Origin of the sequence: Marinobacter sp. ATCH36 (assembly GCF_023555055.1) — a bacterium.
GTDB lineage: Bacteria > Pseudomonadota > Gammaproteobacteria > Pseudomonadales > Oleiphilaceae > Marinobacter.
In genome coordinates this window covers 1,392,667-1,409,347 of the sequence record NZ_JAMJPL010000001.1, presented here as the reverse complement: position 1 = coordinate 1,409,347, position 16,681 = coordinate 1,392,667, and the positions used below count along the sequence as shown (strand labels likewise).

Genomic DNA, 16,681 nt, shown 5'->3' with positions numbered 1-16,681 from the left:
AGGTGAGAAAAAATGCTGGGATTCTTGAAAGGTGATCCGAAGAAAAAACTTCAGAAAGAATATGAGGCTAAGTTGCAGAAAGCGCTGCACGCCCAGCGTAATGGCGACCTACGCACTCATGGGACGTTGATGGAAGAAGCAGAGAAGATTTATGCGGAACTGCAGAAAATCGGCAAGGAGTAGTTTTTAGCATGGCGGGTGGGTCGGCTGGCACACCCCTGCTCAAAACACGCCCGTAAACACGTCCCTGTAGGGCTCGGTCGCGCCATCCCTGGCGCTCCACGGTTTTGAGCAGGGGTGTGCCAACCGACCTTCTGACTATGTTTCGCCTAAGAACTGCCGGAGCTGCCGGTTTAACCGATCGACTTCACGTCGCATCTCCTGGACTTCATCAAGAAGTTCAAGAGACATGGCGAGGCCCGGTAGATTCATTTTCAGGTCGCGCTGCAAACGCTGGGCCTTGTGCAAACGTGCGAGAGCCTCGAGATCAAACTGCCATTGCCGGGTCTCCGGTGACTCTTCCACCGGCGCAATGACACCGTAGCTCACCAGTTTAATGACGAACTCGGCATGGCAATCCCCACGCTCGCAGATCTCCCGCAAGGTGAATGTAGCGGTTGGTTCCACCAGTTCGACGCTCAGAGCATGGTCTTTGTCAGTCATCCGTCACCCCCGCTCACACATGCAGCTTACTGCGTGGATTGAAGCCTTTTTCTGCCTCGGCCAGCTTCCTGTATAGCTCCTCGGCACCTTCAGAATGCCGTTCGGGCATCACGATCTGCAATACCACCAACTGGTCTCCCGGATGCTTGCCGGGCAGCCCCTTTCCTTTCAGCCGCAGTTTGCGACCACTGGAAGAGCCCTTGGGCACCTTTACGTTCACCTTCGAACCAACGGTGGGTACCGTGATAGAGGCACCAAGAGCGGCTTCCCAGGGTGCAATTGGAACCGTCACCATGATATCCCGGCCTTCAATCGTGAACAGGGGATGCGGTGCGTACTCCACCTCAATAAACAGGTCGCCGTTTTCCCCACCACCGATGCCGGGAGCACCCTGGCCTTTCAGGCGGATGTGCTGCCCTTCCTTCATACCGGCCGGTATCTTCACATTCAGGGTTTTCTGGCGCGGCATTATCCGGCCCTGAGCGTCGGCCTCCTGGACATTGAACGACACCTGCTTCTCGCAGCCGTGGAAGGCTTCCTCCAGGAACAACGCCAGCCGGGCATGAACGTCTTCACCCCGCATGCGCATGGAATTGCGCTGGCCACCGAAGCCACCAGAGAACCCGGCCCGGTGACCGGGCCCTTTGCGACGGTCGCCACCGAAAACCTCCTCAAAGAAGTCACTGAACTGCCGCGCATCGGCCTCGGTATATCCACCGCCACCAAAGCCGGACCCGCTCTGCCAGCCGGGAGGCGGCTGGAACGACCCGTCTTTCCGGGCGCCATACTTCTTGATTTCGTCGTATTCGGCGCGTTTTTCGGGGTCTTTCAGTACTTCATAAGCCTCGCCGACGTCTTTGAATTTGTTGTCGGCATTATCTTCCTTACTGACGTCCGGATGGTATTTCCGAGCCAGCTTGCGGTAGGCCTTTTTGATGTCCTCGGGGGAGGCAGACTCGCTCACACCGAGCACGGCGTAATAGTCTTTGAAGTCCATTCTTTCCCTCACACCTGTTCTTAACAATGGGCATTGTTGCCCGGTTATTACCTCTATATTTGATGAGGAAGCTCAAATTACAAGGTGTGGCTGCATCAGAATTGATGCGCATACCGGCACCCTTGTTTTCACCCCATGGCCTACCATAGTGTATGGAGGCTGATTTAAACGCCCAAATCAGGGTCGATCACCCGTTTTTATTGTAGCTGTCACGCAGGAGGACACTTCCAATTATGCAAGAAGGAGAGCTGGAACGAAGGGCCGGCTGGAAAAGCTCCCCGATTCTGGGAATGTTGGCCAGCATCACTTTCGTCGGCGTTATTCTTGCGATTCTCTTTTCTCTCGGCATCCATGAACGGGTTGTGGAGATGCTTCGCTGGTTTGAAGCTCAGGGAGCCTGGGCGGCCCTGCTGTTTATTGTGCTGATGACGGTTACGGTAGTCGCGTTGCTACCGGGCTTTCTGTTCACTACCGGCGCGGGTTTCGTATTCGGGGTATTCGAAGGCACCGTCTACGTGGTGACCGGCACCGTGATTGGCGCCTCCATGGCCTTTCTGATTGCCCGCTATCTTTTCGGCGAAAGGGCTAAAGACTTCGTGATGGCAAGATCGCGGCTGCGGCTGATGAGCGACGAACTGACGCCCCATGGCGGAAAGATCGTACTGCTGACCCGTCTGATCCCCTTTTTCCCCGGCAAGCTGTCCAATTATTTCTTCGGCCTGACCCGGTTTTCGTTTCGCGATTTCTTTGCCGGGTCTGTGTTCGGCTTCATTCCCTTCTCGCTCCACAATGTTTACCTGGGGTCGATCGCCGCCGATCTGACCGTTCTGGGTGTCCGCGAAACCGGTCGGTCTGCTCTTGAATGGGCGATATATGGCGCCGGATTTGCCGGCACCGTCGTGGCTGTTGTGTTTCTGAACATCCTCGCGCGCCGAGCTCTGGCCAAATACACCGATGAGGAACATGCCTTGGAGATCAGACAGTGACCTGGATGAATTGGCTTCCCTGGCGACTGTTGGTAAAAAGCGTCGCCCGCAAACACGGTTTTCTCGACCCGATTGCGCTTCTGGCCAAGCTTCACGGTTTCGCCCAGCCCTCCGAGGTTGGCGAACCTATTGAATTACTGCGCGCGGGTGCGGTTTTCCACGCCCGGGGACTGATCAACAGCCGGGTCATCCAGCACAACCTGGACTGGGTCTGGCCCTACTGGATCGAACGGCAGTTTGATCCGAAAGACCCATCGTTCATTCCCCGGGCATTTTCCATTACCCACATCAACCTCAGTAACCGCAATTGGACCGCTGTCGGCCACCCGGACTGTGACGAACTGCCAATAGTAGACCCCCGGGGTATGCTGACGCCGTTTTTCGACAGCTGGTCGCTGGATGGCTGGTTGCTGGCAGAAGACGGCCGCTGCCTGCTGCCTTCCCGGAGTAAAACAGCCCGGCAATGGCAGGACGTCGACGACGTTCGTGTGAATACGGAATCTTCCATGGACGGCCTGGAACTGAGCAGCCATGCCTGGGTGGAACTGGAACAGGGTGTTCCGATTTGCAAATTCCGGCTTAAGGCAAAATCAGAGGTCGCGGGTTCCATCGTGCTGGCCCTGCGACCCTCAAACCCGGAAGGGGTCAGTTTCATAAACCGCGTCAAGCTTTCCAAAAAACGGGATGTGTGGGCGGTGGACGGTAATCGCACAGTCACCTTCAGCGCCCCTGCCGAACGGCATCATGTGTCGGATTACCGGAACGGGGATGTCCACATTCACCTGATGGACCGGGACGATCAGAGCGACGGCGTGTGCGACGTGGGTATGGTAACGGCGGCGGCGCTGTTTTCCATCAAAGCGGGCAAGACGCGGGAAATCACCGCCAGCATCCCGCTGAGCGATAACCCGGCAAGCCTGCCGGCAAACGATGCCTGGCAGACAGAGCGGGAGGGCCACGCCCGGCTTGTGTGCCCGGAACCCCGGTACCAGTTCCTATACGATGCGGCCGTGGCCTCGTTGATCCTCCATTCGCCGGACGATGTCTATCCCGGCCCTTTTACTTACAAGCGCTTCTGGTTCCGCGATGCCGCGTTCATCATCAATGCACTGTTGGGCATTGGCCTCACCGACCGCGCCGAACGGGCCCTGTCCCGCTTTCCCCAGCGCCAGACCCGCAGTGGCTACTTCCGTTCACAGGAAGGCGAGTGGGATGCCAACGGCGAAGTGCTGTGGATACTCAAACGCTTCTTCGACCTGACCGGCCGCCGCCCGGAAAAGCATTGGCACGACCCCATCTGCCGTGGCGCCCAGTGGATCACCCACAAACGCCTGCGCAAGGAAACCGAAGCACCCCACGCCGGTTTGCTGCCAGCAGGCTTCAGTGCCGAGCACCTGGGCCCTAACGACTATTACTACTGGGACGACTTCTGGGGCATCTCCGGGCTCCAAGCCGCGGCAGACATGCTGGCCGAAGACAGCCCGGAAGAAAGCCAACTGTTCTGGAATGATGCCGTTGATTTCACCAAAGCCGTCGACCGCAGCCTCGAAGGTTGCCAGCAGCGCCTGAAACGGCCCGGCATGCCCGCCTCACCCTATCGGCGTCTGGATGCGGGCGCCATCGGCTCCCTGGCAATCGGATACCCGACCCAGCTCTGTAAGCCCGACGATCCGCGCCTGCTGGACTGCGTTGAATTCCTGCTGGAGCGCTGTTTCGTCGACGGCGCCTTCTACCAGGACATGATCCACTCCGGCCTGAATGCCTATCTGACCCTGCACGTGGCCCAGATACTGCTGCGTGCAGGCGACCCCCGCTATCTCGAGTTGATGGACGCCGTCGCAGACCTGGCCTCAACCACCGGCCAATGGCCCGAAGCCATCCACCCCGGCACCCGCGGCGGCTGCATGGGCGACGGCCACCACGTCTGGGCCTCTGCGGAATGGGTACTGATGGTGCGCAATTGTTTCGTGCGGGAGGAAGGTGACCGCCTGGTGCTGTGTGGAGGCATCCCTGAACGCTGGCGGGAAACGGGCGAAACCATCAGTTTCGGGCCAGCCCCTACAAGCTTCGGCACTGTGTCCGTCACCATAACGCCGAACGCCGAGGGATCTCCAAAAGTGGAGTGGACCGCCGACTGGCACAACGAAGAGCCGCCGATTGATGTGAAGTTGCCTGGTTATGACGCGGTAATAGCAAGCCCCGGAGCGGGCTTTGCCAAGATGTGAACAAGCAGGCGATATCGAGAGGTTTACCAAGCAGAGGTGGGCCGTCCTTCCGGGACCGTCAAAAACATGGATGTTTTTGTCGAGCGTACATGGACGTATTCACAGCGTGTCCCGGAAGGACGGCCCACCTCTGCGCCACCCCCGAAACAACCAGGCTACGACGGCAGCAAACTCCACAGTCAATTACTTGACCTTGGGATCAAGCTCCCCAGCAGCATACCGCTCGAACATACGCTCGAGGTTAACTGGTTTGATTTTGCTGGCGTTGCCGGCGGTTCCGAAGGCTTCGTAGCGGGCGATGCAGACTTCCGTCATCGCTTTCATGGTTTCCTTCAGGAACTTACGCGGGTCGAATTCGGCCGGGTTCTGGGCCAGGAAGCGGCGGGTTGCGCCAGTGCTGGCCAGACGCAGGTCGGTGTCGATGTTGACCTTGCGCACGCCGTGCTTGATACCTTCCACGATTTCCTCAACCGGAACACCGTAGGTTTCCGGGATCTCACCGCCGTACTGGTTGATGATTTCCAGCCACTCCTGAGGCACCGAGCTGGAGCCGTGCATGACCAGATGGGTGTCCGGGATGCGCTTGTGGATGGCTTTGATCTGCTCGATGGCAAGGATGTCACCGGTCGGCGGACGGGTGAACTTGTAGGCGCCATGGCTGGTGCCGATGGCGATGGCCAGAGCGTCCACGTGGGTTTTCTTGACGAAGTCTGCAGCTTCTTCCGGGTCCGTCAGCATCTGGCTGTGATCCAGGGTGCCTTCGGCGCCGATGCCGTCTTCTTCGCCGGCCTGGCCGGTTTCCAGGGAACCGAGACAACCCAGCTCACCTTCAACTGAAACACCACAGGCATGGGCCATTTCTACGGTGCGGCGGGTAACGTCGACGTTGTATTCATAGTCAGTCGGAGTCTTGCCATCTTCACCCAGAGAGCCGTCCATCATCACGGAGCTAAATCCCAGTTGGATGGAACGCTGACACACAGACGGACTGGTACCGTGGTCCTGGTGCATCACCACGGGTATATGGGGAAACTCCTCAATAGCCGCCAGAATCAGGTGCCGCAGAAAAGGAGCACCGGCGTATTTACGAGCGCCTGCAGAGGCCTGGACAATCACCGGGGAGTCGGTTTTGTCGGCCGCTTCCATAATGGCGCGCATCTGTTCCAGGTTATTCACGTTAAACGCCGGCACACCGTAACCATGCTCAGCGGCGTGGTCCAACATCTGCCGCATCGATATCAGGGCCATTCGGGTTGTCTCCTTGGTTTATTTAATGTCTTTGGCAGACTTTTAGGTTTGGAGTCTGCTACGGAGTGCCGAGAAGCTCTTCCGGGACACGCTGTGAATACGTCCGTGTACGCTCGACAAAAACATCCATGTTTTTGACGGTCCCGGAAGAGCTTCTCGGCCCTCCTTGCGATTCAAAACTGTGCTATTCGCCGCGTTCTTCCAATACAGCAACTGCCGGAAGAGTTTTGCCTTCCACGAATTCCAGGAAAGCACCACCACCGGTTGAGATGTACGAGATTTTGTCGCTCACACCATACTTGTCAACGGCGGCGACGGTATCACCTCCACCGGCCAGAGAGAAGGCATCGCTCTCGGCGATGGCTTGCGCCAGGGCCTTGGTGCCGTTGCCGAACTGGTCGTATTCGAATACACCCACCGGGCCGTTCCACAGGATGGTTTTGGAGGACTTCAGCAGGCCGGCGAATTTGGAGGCGGTTTCCGGGCCGACGTCGAGGATCATGTCGTCTTCGGTAACTTCGTCGATCTTCTTGACCGTCGCTTCTGCCGTTTCCGCGAATTCACTGGCAACCACCACATCCACCGGCAGCGGGATTTCGACGCGGGAGGCGATTTCACGGGCGGTGTCAATCAGGTCATGTTCGCAAAGGGATTTCCCCACCGGGTGGCCAGCGGCCGCCAGGAAGGTGTTGGCGATGCCGCCACCGACGATGATGGAGTCGCAGACTTGTTCCAGGGCGTTGAGTACGTCCAGCTTGGTGGATACTTTGGAGCCGCCGACAATCGCAACCACCGGCTTGGCGGGGTGATCCAGGGCCTTGCCGAGTGCTTCCAGCTCCGCGGCCAGTAGCGGGCCGGCGCAGGCTTCGGGGGCAAAGCGGGCAACGCCGTGAGTAGAGGCCTGGGCGCGGTGGGCGGTGCCGAAAGCGTCCATTACGTAAACATCGCACAGGGCGGCGTACTTTTTAGCGAGGGCTTCGTCGTCTTTCTTTTCGCCTTTATTGAAGCGGACGTTTTCAAACAGCACCACTTCGCCATCGGCTACTTCCACGCCGTCGAGATAGTCGGTAATCAGGCGTACTTCCTGGCCCAGTACCTTGCTGAGATGGTCGGCGACCGGCTTCATGGAGGAGGCTTCATCATAAACGCCTTCTTCCGGGCGGCCCAGGTGGGACATCAGCATGACTTTGGCACCGGCGTCTTTGGCGGCCTTGATGGTGGGCAGCGAGGCGCGGATTCGGGCGTCGCTGGAGACTGCGCCGTTTTTTACCGGTACGTTCAGGTCTTCACGGATCAGTACTCGCTTGCCTGCGAGGTTTAGGTCGGTCATTCGTTTGATAGCCATAATGTTCATCCCTAAGTTTGGTTGTCGGATTTCACTTCGTTCTATCCGACCTACCGTAGGTCGGTTCGAGCATAGCGAGAACCGACAGTCAGGTTTTGACTGTCTTCAACCAGCAATGGCTGACATCCAGCATCCGGTTGGCGAACCCCCACTCGTTATCAAACCAGCACAGCACCTTCACCATGGTGCCGCCGGTTACACGAGTCTGGCCTCCGTCCACGATTCCGGAATGGGCGTCATGGTTGAAGTCGGAGCTGGCCAAAAGCTCGTCGGTATAGCCCAGAATATGTTTCAGCGGGCCATGGGCGGCTTCTTTCAACAGATTATTGACCGCTTCCACCGACGTCTTTTTCCGGACGTTCACCACCATGTCGATCGCCGACACGTTCATGGTGGGCACGCGCATAGCCACGGAACTGAACCTTCCTTCCATGTGCGGAAGCAGGCGTTCGATGCCTTTGGCCAGGCCAGTGTCCACGGGAACGATGTTGTGCAGGGCGCTGCGGGTGCGGCGAAGATCCTGGTGGTGGTAGGCGTCGATGACAGGCTGGTCGTTCATGGCAGCGTGAATAGTGGTGGTGCTGCCCTGCTCCACGCCCAGAGCATCATCCAGTACCTGGATGACCGGTACCAGGCAGTTTGTGGTACAGGAGGCCGCAGCCACGATGCGATCAGCCCCGGTCAGTTGATCCTGATTCACACCATAAACCACGGTGCGGTCGACATCAGGTTCCGCCGGTTGTGAGAAGAGCAGGCGCTGAGCGCCAGACTTCAGATGCAGCTCCGCAGTGGCACGATCGGTAAAAGCACCCGAACATTCCAGCACCAGATCAACACCCAGCTCACCCCAGGGCAGCTCTGACGCATCTGCGTTGCGGACCACGCGGATGCGGTCTCCGTTCACGATCAGGGCATCGCCCGCTACCTCAATCTCCCCCTGGAAACGACCATGGGTGGAGTCGTACCGGGTCAGGTGGGCAATGGTATCTATATCCGCCAACTCATTGATCGCGACCACCTGCAGGTGATCGCGAAAACCGTTCTCGTATAGTGCGCGCAGAACGCACTGACCGATACGGCCGTATCCATTGATGGCGATGCGACACGGTGCAGCGTTGCTCATCAGGCTTCCAGCAACTCCGAGGCCACCGCAATGATGTTGTCCACGGTGAAGCCGAACTCCTTGAACAGGTCACCGGCAGGTGCGGATTCACCGAAGGTGCTCATGCCTACCACGCGGCCATCGAGGCCCACGTACTTGTACCAGTAGTCTTCGATGGCTGCTTCGACAGCTACGCGGTTGGTGACTTCCAGCGGCAGCACCTCCTGCTTGTAGGCAGCGCTCTGGGCGTCGAAGGTGTCGGTGGAGGGCATGGATACCACGCGAACCCTGGAGCCTTTGTCACGAAGCGCTGCAGCAGCGTCCTGAGCCAGCCCGAGTTCGCCACCGGTGGCGATCAGGATCAGGTCTGGTGTGCCTTCGCTGTCAGACAGAATGTAACCGCCTTTAGCCACGTTCTGTAGCTGGGTCGCGTCACGATCCTGATGTGGCAGCCCCTGACGGGAGAACACAAGGGCTGTCGGGCCGTCGGTACGCTCAAGTGCCGCTTTCCAGGCGACGGCGGACTCCACCGTGTCGGCCGGGCGCCAGGTGCTCATGTTGGGCGTGGTGCGAAGGCTGGCCAGTTGCTCGATAGGCTGGTGCGTGGGGCCGTCTTCACCCAGGCCGATGGAATCGTGGGTGAACACATAGATGGAGCGCTGTTTCATCAGTGCCGCCATGCGCACTGCGTTGCGGCAATATTCCATGAAGATCAGGAAGGTAGCGCCGTAGGGCACAAAGCCGCCGTGCAGGGCCACGCCGTTCATGATGGCCGCCATGCCGAATTCACGAACCCCGTAGTAGATGTAGTTACCACTGGCATCTTCTTTGGTGACCGGCTTGCTGCCGTTCCAGATGGTGAGGTTGGAGCCTGCCAGATCGGCGGAGCCGCCCAGCAGTTCCGGCAGCAGCGGGCCGTAGGCATTCAGGGTGTTCTGGGAAGCCTTGCGGCTGGCGACGGTCTCGCCCTTGTCCTGGCACTCCTGGATATAGGCCTGGGCTTTTTCCGAGAAGTCAGCCGGCAGTTCACCAGCCATACGGCGCTTGAACTCGGCGGCCAGTTCCGGCTCTGCCTTCTCATAAGCGGCAAAAGCCTGCTCCCACTCCGCTTGCGCGGCTGCACCCTTTTCGCGGGCATCCCAGGCGCCGTAAATTTCCGAGGGAACTTCGAACGGGGCATGGGCCCAACCCAGCTTCTCGCGGGTCAACGCCACTTCATCCTCGCCCAGGGCGGCGCCGTGGCAGGCTTCGGTGCCCTGCTTGTTCGGAGAACCGAAACCGATGATGGTCTTGCAGCAGATCATTGTGGGCTGGGTGGTGTTGGCCCGGGCCGCCTCGATCGCTGCGCGGACCGCTTCCGGATCATGGCCATCGACGGCGGGAATGACCTGCCAGCCGTAGGACTCGAAGCGCCGGGGTGTGTCGTCGGTGAACCAGCCTTCGACTTCGCCGTCGATGGAGATGCCGTTGTCGTCATAGAACATGATCAGCTTGCCCAGGCCCAGAGTGCCGGCCAGGGAAGACACTTCATGGGAGATGCCCTCCATCAGGCAGCCATCGCCCAGGAATGCGTAGGTGTAGTGATCAACAATGTTGTGGCCGGGACGGTTGAACTGTTCGCCAAGAGCTTTCTCTGCCAGCGCAAAACCTACGGCATTGGCAATACCCTGCCCCAGCGGACCGGTGGTGGTTTCGATACCGGGTGTATAGCCGTATTCCGGGTGCCCCGGGGTTTTGGAGTGCAGTTGACGGAAGTTCTTGATGTCATCGATGGAAACGTCATAGCCACTCAGGTGCAGCAGGGAGTACTGCAGCATCGAGCCGTGGCCATTGGACAGCACAAAACGGTCACGGTTGGCCCACTTGGGGTTGGCCGGGTTATGGCTGAGGAAATCATTCCAGAGTACCTCGGCGATGTCCGCCATACCCATGGGCGCGCCCGGGTGGCCGGATTTGGCTTTCTGAACCGCATCCATGCTCAGCGCGCGAATGGCGTTGGCGAGATCTGTGCGAGATGGCATTGACGTTTCTCCAGTTTTGGTCGGCTAAAAGGTGAACTGATAAAAAGAAGGCGCGTATTTTCGCCGATTAGTGACCACCGGGGCAAATCGTCATCATTCTTTTCTGGCTTCTTTTCGAGGGGGAGTTTTTGCAGCGAGAATTTTAGCTGATTTATCAAACAGATCTAAATCTATATCAATTTTTTTTGATATAGATATTGATTGCCTCGCCAGACATCCCTACACTTTATTGCCATGACATCAATGACCACGCACGCAAACAATCTGTCCTCCGTGGACGCTCTGGCCCCGATCTACAAGGCGAGCGGCGATCCGTTGCGCCTGGAGATTCTGCGTGTGTTGCGTCGGGATACTTTTGGCGTACTGGAACTGAGCCAGCTATTCGATATGCGCCAGTCGGGTATGAGCCACCACCTGAAAGTGATGCACAAGGCCGGGCTGCTGGAACCCCAGCGTGAGGGTAACGCCATTTTCTATCGCCGCCCCCTGAACCTGGAAAGCGACAAGCTCACCGACCAGACCATCCGCCAGGTCTTCGAAACCGTCGACCGCATTCCCCTGCCGGAACATCTGCAGGGCAAGATTGAGGCCATCCGCAACCAGCGCGCCGACCAGTCCCAGGCCTTCTTTGCCCGCTACGCGGAAAAGTTCCGCGAACAACAGGAACTGATCGCCGCGTTCGAGTTATACGCCGAGCCTGTGGCAAGCCTGATCCGCAACCGCTCTGTTCGTCATGACTGGAAAACCGCCCTGGAAATCGGGCCCGGCGAAGGCGCATTCCTGCCAGTGCTGTCGAAAATCTGTGAGCACGTGGTGGCGCTGGATAACTCTCGTGACATGTTGGCCAAAGCCACTCGCACCTGTATCGACGAAAGACTGAACAACGTCGACCTGATTGAAGGCGTGACTGACAACCTGCTGGCCCGGGGCGACGATTTCGACCTGGTGGTGGCCAACATGGTCCTGCATCACGTGCCCAGCCCTGCAGACATCTTCCTCGACGCCGCCGCCCTGATGAAAACCGGCGGTTGCCTGGTGATCAGCGACCTGTGCAGCCACGATCAGGACTGGGCCAAGGAAAACTGCGGCGACCTGTGGCTTGGTTTTGAACCGGAAGAACTCACCAGCTGGGCAACCGAAGCCGGCCTGACAACCGGTGAGTCTTTGTTTATTGGCCTGCGCAACGGATTTCAGGTGCAGGTAAGAGAATTCTGGAAAAGCCCGGAGCCTGCCTGATGGCAGAAATAAAAACTGTATCAATTTTTTTTGATATAGAATTATGCAGACTCTGAAAACTGATTTACGATACCGACATCAACACAGCCGGCCGGAACCTGCGATACGCCGTCGGCACGAATTTGCAACGCTCACAGAGGAGCAACCCTATGTCTGATTACAGCGTCTTTACCTCCGAATCGGTCTCTGAAGGCCACCCTGACAAACTGGCAGACCAGATTTCTGATGCCGTACTCGACGCCATCCTCGTGGACGACCCCCATGCACGGGTTGCCTGTGAAACCATGGTAAAAACCGGCGTTGCCATCATCGGCGGAGAAATCACCACCAGTTCCTGGGTTGACCTGGAAGACCTGGTCAGGGACGTCATCAAAGACATTGGCTACACCTCTTCAGACGTAGGCTACGATGGCGCCACCTGCGGCATCATTAACATCATCGGCAAACAGTCCGTGGACATCGCCCAGGGCGTTGACCGTAAAAAACCCGAAGACCAGGGCGCCGGAGACCAGGGCCTGATGTTCGGCTACGCCAGCAACGAAACCGACGTGCTGATGCCGGCGCCGATCACCTTCTCGCACCGCCTGGTGCAGCGCCAGGCCGAAGCCCGCAAGAGTGGCCTGCTGCCGTGGCTACGCCCGGATGCAAAAAGCCAGGTCACCTGCCGCTATGAAAACGGCAAGGTTTCCGGCATCGACGCGGTAGTGCTGTCGACCCAGCACGACCCTGACGTTTCCCAGGCTGACCTGAAAGAAGCCGTCATGGAACTGATCGTCAAAAATGCCCTGCCGGCAGAACTGCTTCATAAAGACACCCAGTTCCATATCAACCCGACCGGCAAGTTCGTCATCGGCGGCCCGGTTGGCGACTGTGGCCTGACCGGCCGCAAGATCATCGTTGACACCTACGGCGGCATGGCCCGCCACGGCGGCGGCGCCTTCTCCGGCAAGGACCCGTCCAAGGTTGACCGTTCGGCTGCTTATGCGGGCCGTTACGTCGCCAAGAACATCGTTGCAGCCGGCCTGGCCGAAAAGTGCGAGATCCAGGTGTCCTACGCCATCGGCGTGGCACAGCCAACGTCGATTTCCCTGAACACCTTCGGCACCGGCAAGATCAGCGACGACAAGATCATCCAGCTGGTCCGCGAGCATTTCGACCTGCGCCCGTATGCCATCACCAACATGCTGGACCTACTGCACCCGATGTACCGGGCCACAGCAGCCTACGGCCACTTCGGCCGCGAGCCGGCTGAGATGACGGTTGGCGGGAAAACCTTTACCTCGTTCCCATGGGAAAAGACCGACCGGGCAGACCTTTTGAAGGATGCCGCTGGCGTTTGATTTTGGGCCTGGCCTGGGTTAGCCCGCCACTTTGGGGGTGGCGGCGCTGAAGGACCCGGAGTTTCGGGACCCATTTATGAGTTTGTTGCGTATTCCTGACGGCATGCGTCAAAGATTCGAACGAGGTGGTGGGGGTCTCCCATCACCGATACACCAGAATTCAGAGGCACGGGAAGATAACTCCCAGGCCAACAGTTCAAAAACGGGAGAACACTATATGAGCACTCCAGCAGAAAAGCTGAACAACTTCGAAGACTACAAAGTCCGTGATATCTCACTCGCTGACTGGGGCCGCAAGGAAATCAGCATTGCTGAAGGCGAAATGCCCGCGCTGATCAAGCTCCGTGAAAAGTACAAAGCCGAGCAGCCGCTGAAGGGCGCCAATGTCATGGGCTGTATCCACATGACGATTCAGACCGCCGTGCTGATCGAAACACTGATCGAACTCGGCGCCAACGTACGCTGGTCGTCGTGCAACATCTTCTCAACCCAGGATCAGGCTGCGGCCGCTATCGCCGCGCAGGGTATTCCCGTGTTCGCGTGGAAAGGTGAAACCGACGAAGAATACGACTGGTGCCTCGAGCGCACTGTCGGTGCCGACGTCGACGGCTGGGAACCGAACATGATTCTGGATGACGGCGGCGACCTGACGGCGCTGTTGCATGAGAAGTTTCCTGAAATACTTGCCAACTGCCACGGCGTAACCGAGGAAACCACCACCGGTGTTCACCGCCTGCAGGAAATGATGCGGGACGGAACGCTGAAGGTTCCGGCCATCAACGTCAACGACGCGGTCACCAAGTCCAAGAACGACAACAAATACGGCTGTCGCCACAGCCTGAACGATGCCATCAAGCGTGCTACTGACCACCTGATGGCCGGCAAAAAGGCGCTGGTTATCGGCTATGGCGACGTAGGCAAGGGCTCCGCTGCCTCCCTGCGCCAGGAAGGCATGATTGTAAAAATCACCGAGGCTGATCCCATCTGTGCCATGCAGGCCTGCATGGACGGTTTTGAAGTGGTGTCTCCGTACCTCGACGGCGTGAACACCGGCACCGAGTCCGGCGTGGACAAGGCGCTGCTGCAGAACACCGACCTGTTGGTCACCACGACCGGCAACATGAACGTCTGTGACTCCAACATGCTGAAGGCCCTGAAGAGCGGCGCGGTTGTGTGCAATATCGGCCACTTCGACAACGAGATCGATACCGCCTTCATGCGCAAAAACTGGGAATGGGACGAGGTCAAGCCGCAGGTGCACGTGGTGTATCGCGACAAAGCGACCAATGACCACCTGATTCTGCTGTCCGAAGGCCGCCTGGTGAACCTGGGTAATGCCACTGGTCACCCGTCACGGATCATGGATGGCTCGTTTGCGAACCAGGTGCTGGCGCAAATGTACCTGTTTGAGCGCAAGTTCGCGGATCTTCCGGATGATGCACGCGCCAAGGGTGTCTACGTTCAGGTTCTGCCGAAAGAGCTGGACGAGGAAGTCGCCCGCGCCATGGTGGAAGGTTTTGGTGGCGTGATCACCAAAATGACCCCTGAACAGGCGCAATACATTGGTGTACCGGTCGAAGGCCCGTACAAGCCGGAAACCTACAAGTACTGATCAGGTAACAGCATGGAAACCCAGAAACAGTTCAAGCGCCGCTTCAGTTTTGAGTTTTTCCCGCCCAAGACCGATGCCGGATGGGAAAAGCTGCAGGGCGTTCGCAACACGCTGGCCGAGGTTGATCCGGATTTTTTCTCGGTCACCTTCGGTGCCGGCGGCTCCACCCGGGACCGCACCGTGCAAACAGTGCTGGACTTGCACAAGCGGGGCATTTCCACGGCACCGCACCTGTCCTGCGTGGGCGCCAGTCGCGACAGCATTGCTGAACTGCTGAATGTCTACCGTGAGAACGGTATCAACCGCATCGTCGCCCTGCGGGGCGACATGCCCTCCGGTATGGGCGCGGCCGGTGAACTGCGCTACGCGAACGAGCTGGTGAATTTCATCCGCGAGCACAGCGGCGATGCCTTCAATATCGAAGTGGCAGCTTATCCCGAGTTCCATCCCCAGGCGCGTACTGCGGAAGATGACCTGAAGAACTTCGCCCGCAAGGTCGAAGCCGGCGCCAACAGCGCTATTACTCAGTATTTCTTTAACGCAGACAGCTACTTCTACTTCATTGACCGGCTGGAAAAGATGGGCGTCACCATTCCGGTGGTGCCGGGCATCATGCCCATCGTCAACTTCTCCAACCTGACCCGCTTCTCGGATATGTGCGGCGCGGAGATCCCCCGCTGGATCCGCAAGCAGCTGGAAGCTTACGGCGACGACAGCGATAGCATTCGCCAGTTTGGTGAGGAAGTGGTTACCCGCATGTGCGAAAAGCTGCTTGCCGCCGGAGCGCCAGGGTTGCACTTCTATACCCTGAACCAGGCTGAGCCGAGTGTCAGTATCTGGAAAAACCTCGGTATTGGTGAGCGGGAGAAGATTGCTTTTTGATGGGCCTCGTTGTGTTGGATTACGGCTTCGCCTAATCCAACCTTCGCTCTTCATCATGCAATTCCGTCAGCTAACGGCCGTAATCCGACAAGTTCCTTCCCCCCAAGCATTTGATTTCCTGCATTTCTCCGGTTAATGGTCTAGAGTATAAACGTTGCAGTTCCATTAACTGCCCTCGAAAAGAACTGGCTTGATCAGCCCGCATTTTCGGAGCACTCCACCAGGTGCAAGGGCAACAAAAGTAGAAACAGGAGATTGTATGAGCACCAAATGGCTTAAGACGGTTGGCGCAACCCTGGCATTCACCGTTGCAGCAGGAACCGCCAGCGCAGAGACCCTGCGCGTTGTTACTGACCCCAGCTTCGTGCCTTTCGAAATGATGGACCAGGAAACCGGTGAGATGATCGGTTTCGACATGGAGATCATTCGTGAAGTGGCAGACCGTGCCGGCTTTGAGATTGATCTGAACACCATGGACTTCAACGGCATCATTCCCGCTCTGCAGACCGGCAACGTGGATATCGCCATCGCCGGTATCACCATTACCGAAGAGCGCCAGGAAATCGTTGATTTCTCTGACCCGTATTACGATTCCGGTCTGAGGATCCTGGTGCGTCAGGATAACGATGAGGTGCAAGAGATTTCCGACCTGGAAGGTAAGAAAATCGGCACCAAAATCGGCAGCACCAGTTACGACTTCCTGACCAAAACCCTGGATGAAAACGATGGTGTAACTCCTTATCCGGGCAGCTCCGACATGTACATGTCGCTTATGTCAGGTGCTGTTGATGCTGTTTTCTATGACGCACCCAACGTCGGCTACTTCGCCAGCACCAAGGGTGAAGGTAAAGTGAAAACCGTTGGCGAGCTGTACGAAGGCCAGCAATACGGCATCGCCCTGAAGAAAGGCAGTGAATGGGTGGACGATGTCAACGAAGCGCTGGCATCCATCAAGGAAGACGGCACTTACAAGGAAATCTACGAGAAGTGGTTCGGCCCGATGCCGGAAGACAAGTAAAACTGA

General features: G+C 57.9%; 14 protein-coding genes. 8 read left to right on the top strand and 6 right to left on the bottom strand.

Going from position 1 to position 16,681, the window contains the following annotated elements; translation table 11 throughout:
• The first annotated feature begins 12 nt into the window (after window positions 1-12).
• Entirely contained in the window at window positions 13-183 is a 171-nt protein-coding gene (locus M8010_RS06330) for a DUF6435 family protein (RefSeq protein WP_250089717.1), read from the top strand.
• Between the two features lie 135 nt (window positions 184-318).
• On the opposite strand, the gene M8010_RS06325 is transcribed toward M8010_RS06330, so the two are convergent.
• Window positions 319-663, bottom strand: coding sequence for a chaperone modulator CbpM (locus M8010_RS06325; protein WP_250089716.1), 345 nt, complete (start codon window positions 661-663; stop codon window positions 319-321).
• Window positions 664-676: 13 nt separating this feature from the next.
• A complete protein-coding gene (locus M8010_RS06320) occupies window positions 677-1,660 on the bottom strand; it encodes a DnaJ C-terminal domain-containing protein (protein WP_250089715.1) in 984 nt (327 codons plus the stop codon).
• Window positions 1,661-1,893: 233 nt separating this feature from the next.
• On the opposite strand from M8010_RS06320, the gene M8010_RS06315 reads away from it, so the two are divergent.
• Both M8010_RS06315 and M8010_RS06310 read left to right on the top strand, forming a co-directional pair.
• Window positions 1,894-2,646 (top strand): TVP38/TMEM64 family protein, encoded by a 753-nt coding sequence (locus tag M8010_RS06315; RefSeq protein WP_250089714.1) that lies wholly within the window; start codon window positions 1,894-1,896, stop codon window positions 2,644-2,646.
• 5 nt (window positions 2,647-2,651) lie between these two features.
• Complete coding sequence (locus tag M8010_RS06310; protein WP_250090144.1) at window positions 2,652-4,871, top strand: hypothetical protein; 2,220 nt, start codon at window positions 2,652-2,654, stop codon at window positions 4,869-4,871.
• Between the two features lie 183 nt (window positions 4,872-5,054).
• Here the strand turns inward: M8010_RS06310 and fba are convergent, their stop codons facing one another.
• The 4 genes from fba to tkt all read right to left on the bottom strand — a co-directional run bounded on the left by fba (window position 5,055) and on the right by tkt (window position 10,587).
• On the bottom strand, window positions 5,055-6,119 hold the full coding sequence (fba, locus tag M8010_RS06305; protein WP_250089713.1) for a class II fructose-bisphosphate aldolase: 1,065 nt from the start codon (window positions 6,117-6,119) through the stop codon (window positions 5,055-5,057).
• Between the two features lie 184 nt (window positions 6,120-6,303).
• Window positions 6,304-7,464 carry a phosphoglycerate kinase gene (locus M8010_RS06300; RefSeq protein WP_250089712.1) on the bottom strand — a complete coding sequence of 387 codons (1,161 nt, stop codon included), beginning with the start codon at window positions 7,462-7,464 and terminating at the stop codon, window positions 6,304-6,306.
• Window positions 7,465-7,552: 88 nt separating this feature from the next.
• A complete protein-coding gene (gene gap, locus M8010_RS06295; RefSeq protein WP_250089710.1) occupies window positions 7,553-8,587 on the bottom strand; it encodes a type I glyceraldehyde-3-phosphate dehydrogenase in 1,035 nt (344 codons plus the stop codon).
• A complete protein-coding gene (gene tkt / locus M8010_RS06290) occupies window positions 8,587-10,587 on the bottom strand; it encodes a transketolase (RefSeq protein ID WP_250089709.1) in 2,001 nt (666 codons plus the stop codon). Before tkt ends, gap begins: the two co-directional genes overlap by 1 nt.
• A gap of 234 nt (window positions 10,588-10,821) precedes the next feature.
• Here tkt and M8010_RS06285 point away from each other — a divergent pair, with 234 nt between their 5' ends.
• The 5 genes from M8010_RS06285 (at window position 10,822) to M8010_RS06265 (ending at window position 16,675) form a co-directional block, all read left to right on the top strand.
• The gene (locus M8010_RS06285) at window positions 10,822-11,823 is read left to right on the top strand and encodes an ArsR/SmtB family transcription factor (RefSeq protein ID WP_250089707.1); all 1,002 of its coding nucleotides are present in this window, start codon (window positions 10,822-10,824) and stop codon (window positions 11,821-11,823) included.
• Window positions 11,824-11,972: 149 nt separating this feature from the next.
• A complete protein-coding gene (metK, locus tag M8010_RS06280; protein WP_250089706.1) occupies window positions 11,973-13,163 on the top strand; it encodes a methionine adenosyltransferase in 1,191 nt (396 codons plus the stop codon).
• A gap of 217 nt (window positions 13,164-13,380) precedes the next feature.
• Window positions 13,381-14,775, top strand: a complete 1,395-nt coding sequence (gene ahcY, locus M8010_RS06275; RefSeq protein ID WP_250089705.1) for an adenosylhomocysteinase — start codon at window positions 13,381-13,383, stop codon at window positions 14,773-14,775.
• Window positions 14,776-14,787: 12 nt separating this feature from the next.
• The gene (metF, locus tag M8010_RS06270; protein ID WP_250089704.1) at window positions 14,788-15,657 is read left to right on the top strand and encodes a methylenetetrahydrofolate reductase [NAD(P)H]; all 870 of its coding nucleotides are present in this window, start codon (window positions 14,788-14,790) and stop codon (window positions 15,655-15,657) included.
• Between the two features lie 259 nt (window positions 15,658-15,916).
• Window positions 15,917-16,675 carry a transporter substrate-binding domain-containing protein gene (locus tag M8010_RS06265; protein ID WP_250089703.1) on the top strand — a complete coding sequence of 253 codons (759 nt, stop codon included), beginning with the start codon at window positions 15,917-15,919 and terminating at the stop codon, window positions 16,673-16,675.
• The last annotated feature ends 6 nt before the right edge of the window (window positions 16,676-16,681 follow it).